This window comes from Pseudomonas sp. SLFW, from assembly GCF_009905615.1.
Taxonomy (GTDB): Bacteria; Pseudomonadota; Gammaproteobacteria; order Pseudomonadales; family Pseudomonadaceae; genus Aquipseudomonas; species Aquipseudomonas bambusae.
On record NZ_JAAAKW010000011.1, the window covers coordinates 100542 to 116271 of the forward strand.

At 58.4% G+C, this 15730-nt stretch carries 25 protein-coding genes; 24 read left to right on the forward strand and 1 reads right to left on the reverse strand.

Annotation, left to right across the window (positions count from 1 at the left end; all coding sequences use genetic code 11):
* Positions 1–96: 96 nt before the first annotated feature.
* From GVN17_RS19610 to GVN17_RS19645, 9 genes are all read left to right on the forward strand, one after another.
* Positions 97–675 carry a hypothetical protein gene (locus GVN17_RS19610; protein ID WP_166596907.1) on the forward strand — a complete coding sequence of 193 codons (579 nt, stop codon included), beginning with the start codon at positions 97–99 and terminating at the stop codon, positions 673–675.
* A complete protein-coding gene (locus tag GVN17_RS19615; protein WP_166596908.1) occupies positions 668–1084 on the forward strand; it encodes a recombination protein NinB in 417 nt (138 codons plus the stop codon). Before GVN17_RS19610 ends, GVN17_RS19615 begins: the two co-directional genes overlap by 8 nt.
* Positions 1084–1401 carry a hypothetical protein gene (locus tag GVN17_RS19620; RefSeq protein ID WP_166596909.1) on the forward strand — a complete coding sequence of 106 codons (318 nt, stop codon included), beginning with the start codon at positions 1084–1086 and terminating at the stop codon, positions 1399–1401. The genes GVN17_RS19615 and GVN17_RS19620 overlap by 1 nt, the downstream gene beginning before the upstream one ends.
* A 124-nt stretch (positions 1402–1525) precedes the next feature.
* Positions 1526–2089, forward strand: coding sequence for a recombination protein NinG (locus GVN17_RS19625; RefSeq protein ID WP_166596910.1), 564 nt, complete (start codon positions 1526–1528; stop codon positions 2087–2089).
* Positions 2086–2772: a hypothetical protein gene (locus tag GVN17_RS19630; RefSeq protein WP_166596911.1), complete on the forward strand. Its 687-nt coding sequence runs from the start codon at positions 2086–2088 to the stop codon at positions 2770–2772. The genes GVN17_RS19625 and GVN17_RS19630 overlap by 4 nt, the downstream gene beginning before the upstream one ends.
* A gap of 226 nt (positions 2773–2998) precedes the next feature.
* Positions 2999–3124 carry a hypothetical protein gene (locus GVN17_RS29735; protein ID WP_256665312.1) on the forward strand — a complete coding sequence of 42 codons (126 nt, stop codon included), beginning with the start codon at positions 2999–3001 and terminating at the stop codon, positions 3122–3124.
* 269 nt (positions 3125–3393) lie between these two features.
* Positions 3394–3690, forward strand: coding sequence for a hypothetical protein (locus GVN17_RS19635; protein ID WP_166596912.1), 297 nt, complete (start codon positions 3394–3396; stop codon positions 3688–3690).
* Complete coding sequence (locus tag GVN17_RS19640) at positions 3690–4043, forward strand: hypothetical protein (protein WP_166596913.1); 354 nt, start codon at positions 3690–3692, stop codon at positions 4041–4043. Before GVN17_RS19635 ends, GVN17_RS19640 begins: the two co-directional genes overlap by 1 nt.
* Complete coding sequence (locus GVN17_RS19645) at positions 4040–4288, forward strand: hypothetical protein (RefSeq protein ID WP_166596914.1); 249 nt, start codon at positions 4040–4042, stop codon at positions 4286–4288. Before GVN17_RS19640 ends, GVN17_RS19645 begins: the two co-directional genes overlap by 4 nt.
* A gap of 43 nt (positions 4289–4331) precedes the next feature.
* On the opposite strand, the gene GVN17_RS19650 is transcribed toward GVN17_RS19645, so the two are convergent.
* Positions 4332–4787: a hypothetical protein gene (locus tag GVN17_RS19650; protein ID WP_166596915.1), complete on the reverse strand. Its 456-nt coding sequence runs from the start codon at positions 4785–4787 to the stop codon at positions 4332–4334.
* 100 nt (positions 4788–4887) lie between these two features.
* On the opposite strand from GVN17_RS19650, the gene GVN17_RS19655 reads away from it, so the two are divergent.
* The 15 genes from GVN17_RS19655 to GVN17_RS19725 all read left to right on the forward strand — a co-directional run bounded on the left by GVN17_RS19655 (position 4888) and on the right by GVN17_RS19725 (position 15727).
* Complete coding sequence (locus tag GVN17_RS19655) at positions 4888–5523, forward strand: terminase small subunit (RefSeq protein ID WP_166596916.1); 636 nt, start codon at positions 4888–4890, stop codon at positions 5521–5523.
* Positions 5459–6733, forward strand: a complete 1275-nt coding sequence (locus GVN17_RS19660) for a terminase large subunit domain-containing protein (protein ID WP_371928581.1) — start codon at positions 5459–5461, stop codon at positions 6731–6733. The genes GVN17_RS19655 and GVN17_RS19660 overlap by 65 nt, the downstream gene beginning before the upstream one ends.
* Before the next feature lie 43 nt (positions 6734–6776).
* Complete coding sequence (locus tag GVN17_RS19665) at positions 6777–8120, forward strand: DUF4055 domain-containing protein (RefSeq protein WP_256665313.1); 1344 nt, start codon at positions 6777–6779, stop codon at positions 8118–8120.
* Positions 8121–9761: a hypothetical protein gene (locus GVN17_RS19670; protein WP_218576312.1), complete on the forward strand. Its 1641-nt coding sequence runs from the start codon at positions 8121–8123 to the stop codon at positions 9759–9761.
* On the forward strand, positions 9758–9931 hold the full coding sequence (locus tag GVN17_RS19675) for a hypothetical protein (protein WP_166596918.1): 174 nt from the start codon (positions 9758–9760) through the stop codon (positions 9929–9931). The genes GVN17_RS19670 and GVN17_RS19675 overlap by 4 nt, the downstream gene beginning before the upstream one ends.
* Positions 9932–10175: 244 nt before the next feature.
* Positions 10176–10400: a helix-hairpin-helix domain-containing protein gene (locus tag GVN17_RS30000; RefSeq protein WP_166596919.1), complete on the forward strand. Its 225-nt coding sequence runs from the start codon at positions 10176–10178 to the stop codon at positions 10398–10400.
* 45 nt (positions 10401–10445) lie between these two features.
* Complete coding sequence (locus GVN17_RS19685) at positions 10446–11291, forward strand: DUF6651 domain-containing protein (protein ID WP_371928582.1); 846 nt, start codon at positions 10446–10448, stop codon at positions 11289–11291.
* Between the two features lie 60 nt (positions 11292–11351).
* Positions 11352–12515: a P22 phage major capsid protein family protein gene (locus GVN17_RS19690; protein ID WP_166596920.1), complete on the forward strand. Its 1164-nt coding sequence runs from the start codon at positions 11352–11354 to the stop codon at positions 12513–12515.
* A 61-nt stretch (positions 12516–12576) separates the two neighbouring features.
* Positions 12577–12996: a hypothetical protein gene (locus GVN17_RS19695; protein ID WP_166596921.1), complete on the forward strand. Its 420-nt coding sequence runs from the start codon at positions 12577–12579 to the stop codon at positions 12994–12996.
* 12 nt (positions 12997–13008) lie between these two features.
* Positions 13009–13413, forward strand: coding sequence for a hypothetical protein (locus tag GVN17_RS19700; RefSeq protein ID WP_218576313.1), 405 nt, complete (start codon positions 13009–13011; stop codon positions 13411–13413).
* Positions 13413–13865, forward strand: coding sequence for a hypothetical protein (locus tag GVN17_RS19705; RefSeq protein ID WP_166596922.1), 453 nt, complete (start codon positions 13413–13415; stop codon positions 13863–13865). Before GVN17_RS19700 ends, GVN17_RS19705 begins: the two co-directional genes overlap by 1 nt.
* Positions 13862–14356, forward strand: a complete 495-nt coding sequence (locus GVN17_RS19710; RefSeq protein WP_166596923.1) for a DnaT-like ssDNA-binding protein — start codon at positions 13862–13864, stop codon at positions 14354–14356. Before GVN17_RS19705 ends, GVN17_RS19710 begins: the two co-directional genes overlap by 4 nt.
* Positions 14356–14745 (forward strand): hypothetical protein, encoded by a 390-nt coding sequence (locus GVN17_RS19715; protein WP_166596924.1) that lies wholly within the window; start codon positions 14356–14358, stop codon positions 14743–14745. The genes GVN17_RS19710 and GVN17_RS19715 overlap by 1 nt, the downstream gene beginning before the upstream one ends.
* Positions 14742–15314 (forward strand): hypothetical protein, encoded by a 573-nt coding sequence (locus tag GVN17_RS19720; RefSeq protein WP_166596925.1) that lies wholly within the window; start codon positions 14742–14744, stop codon positions 15312–15314. Before GVN17_RS19715 ends, GVN17_RS19720 begins: the two co-directional genes overlap by 4 nt.
* Positions 15311–15727: a phage tail terminator-like protein gene (locus GVN17_RS19725; RefSeq protein WP_166596926.1), complete on the forward strand. Its 417-nt coding sequence runs from the start codon at positions 15311–15313 to the stop codon at positions 15725–15727. The genes GVN17_RS19720 and GVN17_RS19725 overlap by 4 nt, the downstream gene beginning before the upstream one ends.
* Positions 15728–15730: the final 3 nt, after the last annotated feature.

The window sequence follows — 15730 nt, forward strand, 5'->3', positions numbered from 1 at the left end:
CTGGACAGCAATCGTAATCGTCATCCTCCTCGCCATGTCGGGTATGGGTGGGAAGGCTCAGGACAGTAGGCCGGTGGATATGGGGGTGTTGTTCAAATGACCGAAATTCAGGATTTGAAAGCCATAGCCGAGCGCTGCAAAGGTCACCAGCCGTTGAGGTTCATACAGAGCTATGGCGCCCTGTACATCCGTAATGACAACGGCATTGTCTTCGATGTGCATCAGAACCGCTCTTTCCCAGACTTCATGTCGCAGAACAAGGACTACGCCGATCTGGTGTTGGCCGCCAACCCTGCCGCAGTGCTGGAGCTGATCGCGGAGATTGAGCGTTTACAGCATTTCGAAGTCGCCTACAAAGAGTTCAGCGACAAGACCGATTGGGTGCAGGAGACCGCCCACGGGTCCGAACTGGGCATGCACCGGGCTGATGTATTGCGCAAACGCTGTGACGACTTCGCTTCCCATCTGCAGGCGCAGGCTGACCAGCTTAAAAAGCTGATAGCCGAGAACGATGCGCTACGCAAGGATGCGGAGCGCTTGGATCGTCTTGAAGAGGAGTGTGAGGCATACGGCACAGATATTCATGAGGGAAACCGATGGGTTGTTGACGGGCCTTTCGCCACCGTTCGCGATGCCATCGACGCCGCCATGAGCAGTGGAGGCGACCATGACTGAATTCATTATGCGTAGCCGTGACGACACGAGCCGCCTCATGGGCGTCCTTTACGCCACCGACTTTACGAAGCCAAAGCTCATCGTGATCAAGGAGCCTGACCGCAACGGCGATCAGAACAAAAAGCTCCACGCCATGCTTGCAGATATCTCCCGACAGGTTGAACACGCAGGTCGTAAGTGGGACGTAACGGTCTGGAAACGTCTCTGCACCGCTGCCTGGCTGCGGGAGAGCGGCGAAACCATCCAGATGATCCCAGCCATCGATGGAAAGGGCATCGACGTCCTGTACGAGCGCACCAGCAAGCTGAGCGTGAGCAAATGCGCCGAACTGATCGAATGGGTTTCTGCGTTTGGCGCCGAGCATCAGGTGCGCTGGACGCAGAAGGATCTGTGGGAGGGCCGGTACTGATGAGCCATCAATTCAAGCCGGGCGATCTCGCGATCATCGTCGGCTCAAACAAGGGGATTTCTCCCAACATCGGCAAGGCCGTTAGTCTCACGATCAAGCTTGCACCCGAGGCGGGCTTCTACCTGCCAGATGGCCGCCATGTGAAAAATAAAGGACCTGAGTGTTGGCTGGTAGAGGGCAGCGGGTTATCTGCGAGCTTGAGCAGCGGTGGCTGGGTCGATCTCGGCGGTGTTGCGCTAGTTGAGGAGCGTCATCTGATGCCTCTGCGCGGGGACTTCGTCCCTGATCAAGCCAAGTCCCACGAGGTGCCAGCATGAAGACTTATCAGGTCCTCAAGGGCGTCTTAACCAGTTTAATCGGCCTGATCGAGGCCGGTTATCCGCACCATCAGGTGGAGTTTCAGTTCGGAGTCGGTCTGTGATTTCTCAATCCGAAAAACCGATGCGGCCGAAGCGCTGCCGTGTGGCGGGGTGTGGTGCGACCTTCACGCCGACCCGCAGCTTTCAGAAATGGTGCTCGCCAGACTGCGCAGTCGTGTTGGCCCGCCAGGCGCAGGAGAAGCAGCGCAAATCCATCGCCCAGCGCGAGCGCCGGGAAATCAAGGTTCGCAAGGAGAAGCTGAAGAGCAGGGCGGAACACCTCAAAGACACGCAGACCGCATTCAACGCATGGGTTCGCGCGCGGGATGCATTGTTGCCTTGCGTGAGTTGCGGCCGCCATCACGACGGCCAATGGCACGCAGGGCACTATCGGACGGTCTCGGCACACCCGGCACTCCGCTTCGAGCCGCTGAACGTCTGGAAACAATGCGCCCCATGCAACACCCACAAGTCGGGCGACCTAGTGAATTACCGGCTTGAGCTGGTACGGCGGATCGGTGAAGAGAAGGTCACTTGGCTAGAGGGACCGCATGAGCCGAAGAAATACACGATTGAAGAACTGAAAGCGCTGACCGCGCTGTACCGGGCGAAGACCAGAGAATTGAAACGGGGAGAGGCAGCATGATTTATTCCAGCGTATCAGGCGCAGTTGTCGCTGCATTGGCGGCTGGCGAGAAAGGGGCTTCTAAAGGCCAAGCGTGGCAGAAGCTGTACAGCTCGAACGAGGAAGACACCGGGTGCTTGGCATCACTTGGTGGTCATGCTGGCGGGCTGGACAGAACCCAAGTCGATTACTGGCTTTCGGCTCGCCTTCATCACCTGCTCATCCCTCGCCATTGGAATGCTCTTGGAGCGAAATACAGCACGAACCGTGCGCGCAAGCTTCAGGCAATCACCGGCATCATTCCTCTGATCGCCAGTCCGGCGCCGGAGCTTTTTGTGCACAAGGCTGTAACTGCCTGGGCCATTCCAAAGCTCAAGGGCGAGCGGCGGAAGGGGCCTGCGTCTGTATCCGTCGAAATCCCCTTGGACACCCCGCCAGGACGTCGTGAGGCGATGGTCAACGCAGCCTTGGCGGCTGGTCGTTCGGCTAGGGCAAAAGCAGAGGCGCAGCAAACAGAGCTGATCATCCTCCCTGACAGCTTCTATGACATGAACACGTGGGATTTGGATGGGACGCCCGAGTCCACACGCTACCGGTGGCGTGACGGCATCAAAGAGAAGTTGAACGGCATGATCAACGACGCTCTGACCGAGGTGCGGGCGATACTGGAGCAGGAGGGGTTGTTGATTCAAAATGCTGCGTGATTGCCTATTGACATCGGTGAGAGGGTGAGAGAATCTATCCCCATCCTGTCATTCCTGCGTGTGTAGGAGTGACGACCCAACGATATGCTGCGGCATTAGTGGCATCGGGGGAGGCGGGTTGTTGATGATTGGCGGGTTAATATGGGTCGCTTTAATGTGGTTCCTGCAAGCCCAAACTGATACACCAATCGAAACGCAACAACCTGGACATGAAGGAGGTAGTCGTATGAAGAAAGTTCTGCAAAAAACCATAGTTAACCTTATGGCAAACGCATCAACCGCCTACTACGTCAACAGCCTGCCTGCCCTGACCGTTCGAGCGCCACGATTCAATTCGGGGATGCTCAAATAGCAACATCGAGTCGCTTGTCCGGCTCACCAAATTTCTTAAAGCCCGCCAGTTCACGCTGAGCGGGTTTTTTATTACCCGCGTTTTCTAATCCCTCGGAACCTCTGATCGCCAAGTTCAGCGAGGGACTCATTAGCAACAGATGTCATCGCTGCTCCTCCAGCACACTTGGCCGTCTCCAATCGGCCTTTTTTATTCAATGCCCATCACTGAGGGCCTAACCAGTGCGCGCGACCCACAAGAGGTAGCAACCCGAACAGTGAGTACGGACCATGCTTGAATTCATCTTGGCGTGGAGCCAGTTCGGCTTGCTCGGAACGCTTGGCGGGCTAGCGAGTTACTTCTACCCACCATCAACCGATGTGCGTTTCACCTGGCGCAACTTCATCGGAAAGCTTGTGATCTCGTTCTTCATCGGCAAAGTCGCCGGCGAGTTCATACCCAACGAAAACACCTTCAAGTCGGGCTACATCATGGTGCTCGGCTTCTTCGCCTACCCGGTTCTCGCAGTCATTGAAGCAAAGGTCAAAACCTGGGTGGAATCGTACAAGCCTCCCGGAGCGCTGTAATGCTAATCATCTCGTTACTGGCCTTCATCGCCTTTGGTGCCGTGTTCGCGCGCGGGGTCATCTTCGCCCTCAAGCCCGGTGCTCGCAGGCAGGCTGACAATGCCGAAGTGGGCTTCATGCTCACCGGCTCATTCTGCTATGTGATTGCGTACATCTGCTTGTGGGTATTCGAGCCCTGGAAGCTGATGAGCAACAGCCCATGGAGCACGATGTTCATGGGGTTCACCATCTTCAACGCCGCCTACTTTTACCGTCGCATTGAAGCAATGACGATTGGCCGTGAGCGGCGCAGGAGAGAGCGGAGAACCGAGGATCATGAAGGCAGGCGCCGAGATCGGAGGCCTGACCAATGAAGACAGTCAAAGGACTCACCCGCTGGATATGCGCCGCCCTGGCCGTGTTCATCATGGGTAATGGTCTCGGCTATGTGTTTCGCACCTATGAGTGCCGCACAGACCGGGTACGGATCTACGTTGCCGCGCCTGGATATGAAGTCGACCAAGGGTTGCCCGAACGTCTGTACGCGTTACAGGTGACCCGCTGCACGCTCCCGGAACAGTGGGGCGGCGATCGTGAGCCGCTTCAGCCCTATCCATAGCGCCACAAATCCGGGTGCTTCCGTCTCGTGGCGCGGATAAATTCTAGGAGCTTGCCCAGTTGGTGAACGCTGTATAGCCCATGCCCACACCAATGCCTAAAGCCTTGCCGGTAAGAGATTTGACAGAGTCAATCATGCCACCTCGGGCTGCCTCTTGGAGCTGAGAGCCAATACTTTTGCCAGTAAGGCTGTCAGGGACTGCCTTCAATGCCGCAAGAGCCTGCGCGGTCAGAACGCATTGTTGAATCTTGGTTGAGCTGAGAACCTGACGACCCAGAGATAAGTAGCCGCTGTCGACGAGCCACTTCACAGATGCCTGGAAGAACTCTTGCCCCTCAACCACTTGAACCTCTCCTTCTGGAGTATGAATTGGGTCTGGCGCGATAATTTCCGTGTAATCGTAGTAATCCAAATCGATGGGCATAGGGAATGACTGGAAAAGCTTAGCGAAGATTTCGCCGGTCAAACGGTCAAAGCGATCGACATTACTGGTTGCCATGCTGCTCTCCTCGCGCGGGGATTGATGCCTACCAATATCGGCAGCGATCCATAAATTCAAGCCCTCCTAGAATGAGGCACCAAGTCACAAAGGATTCCCTATGGCGCTGACAGCAAAACAGCAGCGCTTCGTCGAGGAGTACCTGAAGGACCTAAATGGCACGCAAGCCGCGATCCGTGCGGGATACAGCCAAAAGACAGCAGCAGTCATCGCCGCAGAGAACCTTACAAAACCTAACGTTCAAGCCGCCATCGCTGAAGGCATGCAGAAGCGGTCTTCCCGAACGGGTATTACGGCAGATCGCGTCCTTCAGGAGCTTGGCCGCCTTGCCTTTGTGGACATTCGCCGAGCTTACAACGCTGACGGCTCTCTGAAGCCACTGCATGAGCTTGACGATGACACAGCCGCAGCTGTCGCAGGCATGGACGTCACCGAGATTGGTACAGGTGATGACGCGATAGGGTTCGTCAAGAAGATCAAGCTGAGCGACAAGAAGGGCGCGCTCGAACTGGTGATGCGCCACCTGGGGATGCTCAGCCCGCCGGGACATGTTGACCTCGATGCCGAACTGAAGCGCATCGAGATCGAAAAACGCCGCATTGAACTGGTTGCCCTTAAGGCTGGACTGGCACCGCAGCAGCCCGTAACGAAAATCGAAATTGAGGTGGTCGGTGGAAGGCAGAACGCTAAAGCTCCAGATGACGGAGCCTCAAGCGCGGTTCTTCCAACTACCTGACAAGTATCCGGCATTCGTGGGTGGGTTCGGCACAGGTAAGACGGAGACGCTGGCAAACTGCGCTATCCGTGATGCGCTGTCGTCGTCGAGCGCCCTGATTGCCCTGTACGAGCCGACCTACGACCTTGTGCGTCTGATCCTTGCCCCTCGCATGGAAGAGAAGCTGCAAGAGCTGGGCATTCGGTACAAGTACAACAAGCAAGAGAACATCATCTACTCCAGCTCGACCCAATGCGGCGACTTCGTACTGCGGACGCTGGAGAACCCGGCCAGGATCATCGGCTACGAGTCGTATCGAGCGCACGTCGACGAGATCGACACGCTGAAGAAGGCACAGGCCCAATTGGCCTGGCGCAAGATCATCGCGCGGAACAGGCAGCAGCCGGCTGATATCGACAAGCCTTTTAACCGGGTTTCGGCCTACACAACCCCGGAAGGCTTCCAGTTCGTCTATGACACCTGGGGCAAGAATCCAAAGCCCGGCTATGTGATGGTCCAGGCGGCGACCTACACGAATCCGTTTCTCCCTGAGGATTACGTCGATTCGCTGCGAGACAGTTACCCGGCGGCGCTGATCGATGCCTACATCGAAGGTCGATTCACAAACCTCAATGCAGGCAGCGTTTACCCCGATTTCGACCGCAAACTAAACCACACCGATGCCATGCTCGAAGAGGGTGAGCCGGTGCTGATAGGCATGGACTTTAACCGGCTCAAGATGAGCGCGGTCGTCTATGTGTTGCGAAACCAACTGCCCGTGGCCGTGGATGAGATCACTGATGGTCGCGACACGCCGACCATGGCCGAGCTGATTGTCGAGCGCTACAAGCGCAAGGGGCATGCAGTCCAGATATTCCCTGATGCCAGCGGCCAGAACGCGAGCAGCAAGAATGCCAGCGAGTCGGACTTATCGATTCTGCGTCAGGCAGGCCTTAGCGTTCGCGTGAACAGCACCAACCCGGCCATTGTGGATCGGGTCAACGCGGTGAACGCGCTGATTCTTAACGGGCAGGGTGAGCGCCGGCTGCTGGTGAACACCAATCGTTGCCCAAATCTGACCGACTCGCTCGAGCAGCAGGCGTACGACAAGAACGGCATGCCTGACAAATCTGGAGGCCTCGATCACGTGATCGACGCTGCGGGCTATCCGCTGGCCTACCTGTTCCCAATCGTGAAGCGCACAGCGACCACCAACGCCCTGAGACTTTGACATGTCCGATGACCCAAGCAAAACAATCCCGGCCGTGGATGCCATGCGCCTGGACTGGGACATCGTAGACCCGCTCATGGGCGGTACGAGCGCGATGCGCGTGGCCGGTGCAAAGCTGCTGCCGAAGTGGCCGAAGGAAGAGCGCGAGGATTACGACAGCCGCGTTAAGCAGTCCACGCTGCTGCCAGCGTACAGTGAGACGGTCAAGAACATGACAGGGCGGGTGTTTGCAGAGCCTTTGGTGCTGAGCGACGACATTCCCGAATCGCTACAGCAGTACGCGGAGAATATTGACCGTCAAGGCAACAACTTGCAGGTTTGGGCGCAGACGTTTTTCGCGAATGCACTGGCCCGTGGCTTGTGCCATGTACTGGTTGACTACCCCCAGACCGTAGGCCCGGATGGCAAGGCACTGATTCGCACTCGAGCCGAAGAGCAAGCCGCTCGCGTCCGCCCTTACGTAATCTTGATCCATGCCCAGCAAGTTCTGGGGTGGCGCTCGGCGTCGCAGGCCGGTGAGCATGTACTGACCCAGTTCCGCTACATAGAGACGGTTGAGGAAGACGACGGTGCATTCGGCACCAAGTCGATCCAGCAGATCCGCGTGCTGACTCCTGGCGCTTGGGCGACCTACCGCAAATCAAACGACAAAGACGAATGGCTGCTCCATAAGGAAGGCAGAAATTCGCTCAGCGTCATTCCGCTGACCACCTTTTACACAGGTCGCACCGGCTACATGACGGCTACGCCGCCACTGCTGGAACTGGCACACCTCAACGTCAAGCATTGGCAGTCGCAAAGCGATCAGGACAACATCCTGCACGTTGCGCGCGTGCCGATGCTGGCAATTTCCGGGATCGATGATGATCAGTGGGAGCTGAAAGTCGGCACGGCGTCGGCGACCAAGCTGCCAACCGGCGGCGAAATGAAGTGGGTCGAACACACTGGCAAGGCGATCGAGGCGGGGCGTGTATCGCTCCAGGACCTCGAAGACCAGATGCGTATTGCCGGTGCGAAATTGCTTCAGCGCGAAAAACAGGCGGTCAAAACCGCGACCCAGGCCGAGGAAGAGGCAGCTCAGGAGATGAGCCCGCTTGAAACCATGGCGGGGCAGCTGGAAGACGCGCTGGATCAGATATTCCAGTTCTTCGCCGCGTACACCGGACAGGCTGAAGGTGGCCATGTGCAGGTCAATGGCAATTTCGACGTGGACTTCGCGCCGGAAACGACCTTGCCACTGCTGCTCAATATGGCGGCTCAGGGCAGACTATCCGACCAGACGCTGTTCGCTGAGTACCAGCGCCGCGGCGTGGTCTCCACGGACCTCAAGTGGGACGAGGAGAAACAGAAAATCGCCGACCAAGGACCAGCTCTCGGAGCGCTATAAATGGCTACCGTCAACGAAGTCCTTGCCGATGAGAGTGTTGCGCATGCGATCTCGCTGGACCAGTACAAGGTTGGCATCGTCCGGCGCATCATCGCACTCCTGAACAGGTCTGATTCCCAGCTGGTAGAAGAGCTGGGCAACGCGCTTCAACGGCTGCCGCCCGAGTCGTTTACCGTTGAGCGACTTGAACTGCTGTTGAAGCAGGTTCGCGACATCAATGCCGACGCTTATTCTGAGGTGATGGAAGGCCTTCAGACGGACCTTAAAGACTTCACAGGCTACGAAATAGATTGGCAGCAAAAGCTGATCACGACGACGTTGCCGAAGCCGGTCCTTGTTCGCTTTCCATTGGTTCGGGTATCCGCCCAGCAAGTTTACGCCGCAGCTATGGCCAGGCCGCTCCAAGGGAGGTTGCTGCGTGATTGGGCCAGCACCATCGAAGCTGACCGGATGGTGAAAATCCGCAACGCTGTGCGCACCGGTTACCTCGAAGGCAAGACGACCGACCAAATCATCCGCACAGTGCGCGGGACCAAGGTCAATGGCTACGCTGATGGCTTCCTCGAGCGGCCCCGGCAGGATCTGGCTACCATCGTGCGCTCGGCTGTCAGTCACACGGCAGCTGTAGCCCGAGAAAATCTTTACGCGGCCAATTCGGACATCATCGCCGCTGAAGATTGGACAAGTACGCTTGATACCAAGACCAGCGTGCCATGCCGCATCAGGGACAAGAAGGCGTACGAGGTCGGCACTCATAAGCCGATCGGGCACAGCATTCCTTGGTTACAGGGTCCCGGCAGACTGCACTTCAACTGCCGTTCAACCTCAACGCCGCGCACCAAGTCATGGGGCGAACTTGGCATTCCTATCGATGAAATGACGGGGAAACAACGCGCCAGCATGGACGGTGCTGTGCCGGCCGACATGAGCTACGGTCAGTGGCTCGAACGCCAGTCAGACGCGCGTAAACTCGAGGTTTTAGGGCCTACCCGGTTCCAGCTGTACAAGGAGGGGCGAGATCTCGACAGCTTCTACAAGCCAAACGGCGAGTGGCTAACGCTCGAGCAGTTGAAAGTCCGGGATGCGAAGTTCAGGCAGCCGACTGGCGAGTTCACGGTCTATGACGTGGGGCATCCCGTATCAACGCCTGATGTTTCGACACCTGCCAGGCGTGCCGCAGTTGAGATCGAAAAGCGCATCCGCGGCGACAGCCTCGAGACAGGTGCATTCATCGACAAGAGCGGCGCCGTGATACTGCAGCGCCAGGGTGAGCCGGACCATGTGGGCTTCTACCCCGCAGAACTGGAACAGATGAAAGGGGCGACTTTCACCCATAACCATCCGGGCAACTCCACTTTCTCGGCAGAGGATGTCTCATTGGCGGCTGCGACGGGTTTGCATGAACTGCGAGCCGTCGGCCCGACGCTGAGATACACCATGGTTGCCGAGAACGGCTGGCCGGACCATGCTACGATGCAGGCAGTCATGAGGGAATCAATGGCGATTGCTCAGAAGCGTGTCGACTCGATGACGGGACGCGGCGAGCTTGAGAACGAGCACAGGCAGTCCGAGGCAGAACACCAGGTGTGGGTTGCCTTCAGTGCGGCGCTGAAACTTGCATACGGGCGTGAGAAATCATGACGAAACAGACCACTGATGAACTCGTTGCTGAGATGTTCAAAAAGCCGGTGCCAGATCCTGTCACTGGCATGGTCTATTTCGACGGTGGTACTGCCTGGAAGGAGTTCAGCAAGCGGATGATCGATGAAACCGGGCCAGGCAAACTGGTCGACGACTTCGACGAGCAATGACCGACAAACCGCGCTTCCACGTCATTCACGGCACGCCTGCACCGGACACACCGGTTGAGCAGGTCCGCAAGCGTGTGCGCGCCATGCCAAAGCCTGCATCTATGGTTCAGTGCCATCGTTGCGGCGGTCGCGAAGTAATGGAAACCAAGGTTGGCGTCCTATTGAAGAATGGTAAGTACTCGGGCGGGACTAAACAGCTTCTCTGCGTGAGCTGTCTGTTGCGAGGCGAAAGGGTTGTTCTGTCATGACTGAGACAAGGATCGTCGATCTGGGCATTGAGGCAAGGTTCACAAACCGCTTGGCCAAGGCCGGGATTCATACTCTAGAGCAAATCGCTGTCATGAGTGTCGAGCGCCTCATCTCAATACAAGGCGTGGGGCCGAGGACAGTGGAGATCTTTAGGCACGAACTTGATCGATTTGGGATTGCCCACAGCTTTCCGAAATCGTTCGTGAAGCGTTACGACTGACAACAAATGAACACACCAAGCCCTGGCATCCGCCGGGGTTTTTTTATGGGCGCGATTCCGGATGGAGCGCGCCGCACGGAGCCGGATGGCTCAGCAATAGGCGGATGCCTGGAGACCAACATGAAACTGAAGATCGACGATCAAGGACACGCAGTGCTGCAGGATGGCAAACCGGTTTACGTCCATGAGGACGGCAAAGAGGTGGCGTTCGACGCCGCTGGAACTGTTGCCACCATCAGCCGGCTGAACGGCGAGGCCAAGGCCCACCGCGAGCGTGCGGAAACCGCCGAGAAGACCGTGAAGGCCTTCGAAGGCATCGAAGACCCCGCAGCAGCACGCGAGGCGCTCAAGACTATTGCCAACCTCGATGCGAAAAAGCTGGTGGATGCCGGCGAGATCGAGAAGGTGAAAGGCGAAATCAGCAAAGCCTTCCAGGCTCAGCTGGATGAAGCCAACGGCAAGGTCCAGACGTTCGAGAAACAGCTGTACGACGAGAAAATCGGCGGTTCGTTTGCCCGCTCGAAGGTGATCGCCGAAAAGCTGGCCATCCCTGCCGACATGGTGCAAGCCCGGTTCGGTAGCGCCTTCAAGATCGAAGACGGCAAGCCTGTCGCCTACGACTCGAACGGTAACAAGATCTTCAGCCGCGCGCGCCCGGGAGAGTTGGCGGACTTCGACGAAGCCATCGAAACCCTGGTCGAGCAGTACCCGTACAAAGACCACATCCTGAAGAGCTCCGGCGGCAATGGCGGCGGCGCTCCCAGTGGCGGTGGCAAGCCCAATCCGGGCGGCAAAACGTATACCCGTGAGCAATTCTCAGCGCTCAGCCCTGCCGAGCAAGCCAATGTCGGCAAGCAGGTGGCAAGCGGCGCTGTAACGGTCACGGATTAACCCTGAACCGAAGGTCCGTGCCCGCTCATTGCGGGCTTTTTCATTTATGGAGTTCCGCACATGAGCAACACCCTGACCGGCCTCATTGGCCCGCTGTACGAAGCACTGGACGTGGTATCCCGCGAGCTGGTCGGCTTCACCAAGATCGTAACCATGGACGCATCGGCGGAAGCTGCCGCTGTGGGCCAAGAGGTACGCTCTCCGGTGGTCCAGCCTGTCAGCCTGCAAGACATCACCCCCGGCCTGACCGCGCCCAACGCCGGGGACCACATCATCGGCAACGTGCCGGTCGTCATCACCACCAGCAAGTCCTACCCGATTCGCTGGAACGGTGAAGAGCAGAAGGGCCTGAACGGTCCATCCGGTGCTGGCACTACCGTCATCATGCGCAACCAGTTCATCAACGCGTTCCGCGCGATTGGTAACGCAGTTGACGCCGATCTGGCCAACGCGGCAGTCCGCGGCGCCTCTCGCGCAACTGGCACTCCCGGCACGACTCCCTTCGGTGTTCCCGCTGACCTGAGCGACTTTGCTCTGGCTCGCAAGATCCTGGAAGACAACGGCGCGCCGACCACCAACCTGGGCATGGTGGTGAACTCCAGTTCTGCTGCCAACCTTCGTGGCAAGCAGTCGGTACTGTTCAAGGCGAACGAAGCCGGTACTGACGAGATGCTGCGTCAAGGCGTGATCGGCCGCGTTGAAGGCTTCGACGTAGGCCAATCGGCACAGCTCAAGCCGGTAGTGAAGGGCACCGGCACCGGTTACCTGGTGAACAGCACCAGCCTGGTCATCGGTTCCGTGTCGATCCCTGTAGACACCGGCAACGGCACCATCTTGCCGGGCGATGCGATCACTTTCGCGGGCGACCCTAACGTCTACATGGTGAACGCCTATAGCGCTGGCGTGATCACCATCGGCGGCCCCGGCCTGCTGACGGCGGTTGCTGACAACACCGCAATTACCACCGGCAACAGCTACGCCCCGAACGTCGCGTTCGCGAAGTCGGCACTGGTTCTGGCTGCTCGCGCTCCTGCGATGCCGGTCGGCCTCGATGGCCGTCCGATCGACGCCGCAGACGACATGATGATGATCACCGACCCGGTGTCTGGTTTGAGCTTCCAGCTGACCCAGTACCGCCAGTATCGCCAGATCTACTGGGAGATCGCACTGGCGTGGGGTGTGAAGGCCGTCAAGCCGGATCACATCGCCATCCTGCGCGGGTAATCCGCAGATCACGCAGCGGGGAGCCCCGCTGCCATCCGCTTCACCATTCGAGGAAGAGAAAATGTCCAAGAAGACCACCGAGCAACAAGCTGCTGATGCGCAAAAAACCGCCGATGACCTGCAAGCCAAGGCCGACGCTCAAGAAGTGACGCCTGAGCAGAAGAAAGCCGACGCCGCCGCGCAGAAGGCCGATGACCTGGCCGCCAAAGCACAGGAAGAGCAGGGTAGCGACGAGCGCACCGCTGACGAGACCTTGGCCGGTGAAGTCGCCGTCATCGATCCAGAAGTGCCCGCAGGCGACCATGAGGCGCAAGTGTTCGGCAACAATCCACTCAACCCGGCGCTGGCCCCGGGCCTCGACCCGGAAGTGAAGACCGTTCGCATGGTCAACGACAAGCCGAACGGGTCGCAGGCCTTCGCAGATGTTCATCCAGAAATGGTCGGCGACTACGCGCGTGCCGGGTGGCGCCTGACCGAATAAGGAGATTTCTCGATGCCATCAGTAACCCAAGGGTATCGTCACGGCCCCGGCGGCCTGTACTCCGAAGTCGATGGCTCGGGGCCTTACTCGGTCAGCGCCTCAGGCGTGGCAACACTGATCGGCGCGGGCGGGGCTTCTGTCTCGTCGGCGCCGGCCAACAGCACCACTAGCAGTGTGCCAAGTTCGACCAGCAGCACCGCGCTACTCGCTGCCAATGCCGCGCGCAAAGGCGCGACGGTCTACAACGAATCCACGGCCGTGCTCTACGTGAAACTTGGTTCCACAGTGAGCGCGTCCAGTTACACCGCGCAGGTGTCTGCCAATGGCTACTACGAAGTGCCATTCGGCTACACCGGTACAATCTCAGGCATATGGGCGACTGCCAATGGCAACGCCAGGGTAACGGAGTTGAGCTGATGCCTCTGTACATGCCTCCGGGCCTCACCATCATGCAGGGTGTGTTCTCCGTTGCCGGTCTGCCATCTGCTACCGACTTTTACAGGCAGTACGCTTGGGTGACCGATCTTCATGATGGTCAGCCTGATTACGTCTTGAGCGATGGCGTCAACTGGAAGCCTGTAAGGCCGCTGGCCGCGCGCATCGTTGCCAACTCAGATTCACCCATGACGCTTCAAGCACTGGTCAATTCACCGACCCAAGTGCTACGCGGGGCAATCACGGCAAACCGAACGCTGACCTTGAGCACAGTGCGTGCCTATAGCAGCGCCAAGTTCAGGGTCAAGCGGGAAGCCACCGGTCTGTTCGGCATCGTCATCGGCGCGCTCGGCACGCTGGGTTTGAACAGCTGGATGGACATGGAATACGACGGAACTCAGTGGGTTCAGACTGCGAGCGGAGGGCTGCTGTGACTTTGATTATCGAGACCGGCAGCGGGCTGCCTGATGCCGAAAGCTTCGCCACCGCCGCCGAACTCGCGGACTACGCATTGAAATTTGGCAAGGTCGTACCGGCTGACGAGCCCGCGCAAGAGTCTCTACTACGCCGGGCCGCGCTGCAAATGAACGCGCTCCCATGGAAAGGCTGTGCCGTTACTCGCGATCAGGCACTGGCATGGCCGCGAGAGGGTGTATGCCGGAACGGCTTCGACCTCCCGTGGAATGTCATCCCGGCTCAGATCAAGGCTGGACAGCTTGCTTTGGCGGCTGAGATCCACGGTGACGACCTCGCAGACCCTGCCACCAAGCAGGGCGCAATCACCGAAGAAACAGTCGGCCCACTCACGACAAAATACGCAGCGGCGAGCGCGACCGTCACAAAGGCGGCCGCTATCCGTCAGTCATACGCCCAATTTACTGGCCTCGTTGAGTCGAGCGGGCAGATCAAACTGAGCAGATCCTGATGGCAGACATCTATGACCGCGCAAAGGCCACAGCGGCGCGCCTGCTTGCGCCTCGATCTGTTGGTGGCAAAGGGCTGGAGCTGACGCTTGTGCGTGTCACTGAGGGCGAGTACGACCCCGACGCGGGCGGAGCCAGCCAGGTGACGGAGAACTTCGACGGTTCAGGGCTTCGCGAGAACTATCGCCAATCCGAGATCGACGGTTCGCGGGTGCAGGAGGGTGATTTCAAAATCCTTATTTCACCCGTGTTGCTGAACGGTTCTGACATGCCGCAACCACTCAGCCAGGACAAGATCCTGTTCGATGGTGACACCTACACGATTCAGAACGTTGACCCTTGGGACTATGCTGGCCTCGCGGTCGGCTTCAGCGTACAGGCCAGAAAATGAGCTTTGCACTCCAGCTTCAAGAGTTTGCCGACCAGTTCAAGGCCGACGCTGACACCGTGGTGCAGAAGGTAGCCATTGACGTGCTGAACGAAGTCATCGACCGCTCGCCCGTGGGCAATCCTGAGCTGTGGGCTGCGAATGCCGAGGCCACGCATTACAACAACGAGGTCAAGCGCTATAACGCCGAGGCCCGGAACAATCCCGATAACCTGACCAAGAACGGAAGGCTCAAGCCTGGACGTTTGCTCAAGGACGGGATGGATCTGGCGGCCGGTAAGGATTATGTGGGCGGGCGATTTCGGGGCAATTGGCAAGTCACGGTAGATCAGCCCGCTGCGGGCACCCTTGACCGCATCGACCCCAACGGTGGCGAGACCAAAGCCGCGGGCGCTGCTGTAATCGCGGCTCAGAAGGCAGGCGGCACCATCTGGATTGCCAACAACTTGCCGTACGGTCCGAGACTTGAGTTCGAGTCATGGTCCAAGCAAGCGCCGGCAGGGATGGTCCGGATCACCGTCACAAGAGCGCAAGAGTTTGTCGACTCAGCCGTAGCGAGCGTGAAGCAATGAGCCAAAAACTTGTAAGGGCGCTGCTAGAGTCTCGGCTGTCGACATGGGCAAAAGCCAGAACACCGCCGATTAGAGTCGCGTACCAAAACGTGGCGTTCACACCGCAGACCAGTGAAACCTACCTGGCCGCATACCTGCTTCCGGCATCGACCACTTCAATCACGCTTGAGGCGACCGACAAGGTGTTCGCAGGGGTCTTTCAAGTGATCATTGTTGCCCCGGGCGGCAGTGGCCCGGGTGTCGCCGAAGCCATCGCCGCCGAACTGGAAGTATTGTTTCCCAATGCGCTGCGCCTTGCCCGCGATGACTTGGGCCTGATCATCATGAGCCCTGTGGAAACCGGACCGCTGTTGGTTGGCGATACCACTATCACTGTCCCCACTTCATTCCAGTACCGCGCAGAAACCGACTGAGGC

What these genes read in the sequence shown, in the direction of transcription:
- GVN17_RS19695 (WP_166596921.1), top strand. Translation starts at nt 12,577, where the DNA reads ATGTCCAAGAAGACCACCGAGCAACAAGCTGCTGATGCGCAAAAAACC.
- GVN17_RS29735 (WP_256665312.1), top strand. Translation starts at nt 2,999, where the DNA reads ATGAAGAAAGTTCTGCAAAAAACCATAGTTAACCTTATGGCAAACGCA.
- GVN17_RS19615 (WP_166596908.1), top strand. Translation starts at nt 668, where the DNA reads ATGACTGAATTCATTATGCGTAGCCGTGACGACACGAGCCGCCTCATG.
- GVN17_RS19640 (WP_166596913.1), top strand. Translation starts at nt 3,690, where the DNA reads ATGCTAATCATCTCGTTACTGGCCTTCATCGCCTTTGGTGCCGTGTTC.
- GVN17_RS19630 (WP_166596911.1), top strand. Translation starts at nt 2,086, where the DNA reads ATGATTTATTCCAGCGTATCAGGCGCAGTTGTCGCTGCATTGGCGGCT.
- GVN17_RS19665 (WP_256665313.1), top strand. Translation starts at nt 6,777, where the DNA reads ATGCGCCTGGACTGGGACATCGTAGACCCGCTCATGGGCGGTACGAGC.
- GVN17_RS19715 (WP_166596924.1), top strand. Translation starts at nt 14,356, where the DNA reads ATGGCAGACATCTATGACCGCGCAAAGGCCACAGCGGCGCGCCTGCTT.
- GVN17_RS19670 (WP_218576312.1), top strand. Translation starts at nt 8,121, where the DNA reads ATGGCTACCGTCAACGAAGTCCTTGCCGATGAGAGTGTTGCGCATGCG.
- GVN17_RS19655 (WP_166596916.1), top strand. Translation starts at nt 4,888, where the DNA reads ATGGCGCTGACAGCAAAACAGCAGCGCTTCGTCGAGGAGTACCTGAAG.
- GVN17_RS19675 (WP_166596918.1), top strand. Translation starts at nt 9,758, where the DNA reads ATGACGAAACAGACCACTGATGAACTCGTTGCTGAGATGTTCAAAAAG.
- GVN17_RS19645 (WP_166596914.1), top strand. Translation starts at nt 4,040, where the DNA reads ATGAAGACAGTCAAAGGACTCACCCGCTGGATATGCGCCGCCCTGGCC.
- GVN17_RS19650 (WP_166596915.1), bottom strand. Translation starts at nt 4,787, where the DNA reads ATGGCAACCAGTAATGTCGATCGCTTTGACCGTTTGACCGGCGAAATC.
- GVN17_RS19610 (WP_166596907.1), top strand. Translation starts at nt 97, where the DNA reads ATGACCGAAATTCAGGATTTGAAAGCCATAGCCGAGCGCTGCAAAGGT.
- GVN17_RS19620 (WP_166596909.1), top strand. Translation starts at nt 1,084, where the DNA reads ATGAGCCATCAATTCAAGCCGGGCGATCTCGCGATCATCGTCGGCTCA.
- GVN17_RS19700 (WP_218576313.1), top strand. Translation starts at nt 13,009, where the DNA reads ATGCCATCAGTAACCCAAGGGTATCGTCACGGCCCCGGCGGCCTGTAC.
- GVN17_RS19635 (WP_166596912.1), top strand. Translation starts at nt 3,394, where the DNA reads ATGCTTGAATTCATCTTGGCGTGGAGCCAGTTCGGCTTGCTCGGAACG.
- GVN17_RS19625 (WP_166596910.1), top strand. Translation starts at nt 1,526, where the DNA reads ATGCGGCCGAAGCGCTGCCGTGTGGCGGGGTGTGGTGCGACCTTCACG.
- GVN17_RS30000 (WP_166596919.1), top strand. Translation starts at nt 10,176, where the DNA reads ATGACTGAGACAAGGATCGTCGATCTGGGCATTGAGGCAAGGTTCACA.
- GVN17_RS19705 (WP_166596922.1), top strand. Translation starts at nt 13,413, where the DNA reads ATGCCTCTGTACATGCCTCCGGGCCTCACCATCATGCAGGGTGTGTTC.
- GVN17_RS19685 (WP_371928582.1), top strand. Translation starts at nt 10,446, where the DNA reads ATGGGCGCGATTCCGGATGGAGCGCGCCGCACGGAGCCGGATGGCTCA.
- GVN17_RS19720 (WP_166596925.1), top strand. Translation starts at nt 14,742, where the DNA reads ATGAGCTTTGCACTCCAGCTTCAAGAGTTTGCCGACCAGTTCAAGGCC.
- GVN17_RS19725 (WP_166596926.1), top strand. Translation starts at nt 15,311, where the DNA reads ATGAGCCAAAAACTTGTAAGGGCGCTGCTAGAGTCTCGGCTGTCGACA.
- GVN17_RS19690 (WP_166596920.1), top strand. Translation starts at nt 11,352, where the DNA reads ATGAGCAACACCCTGACCGGCCTCATTGGCCCGCTGTACGAAGCACTG.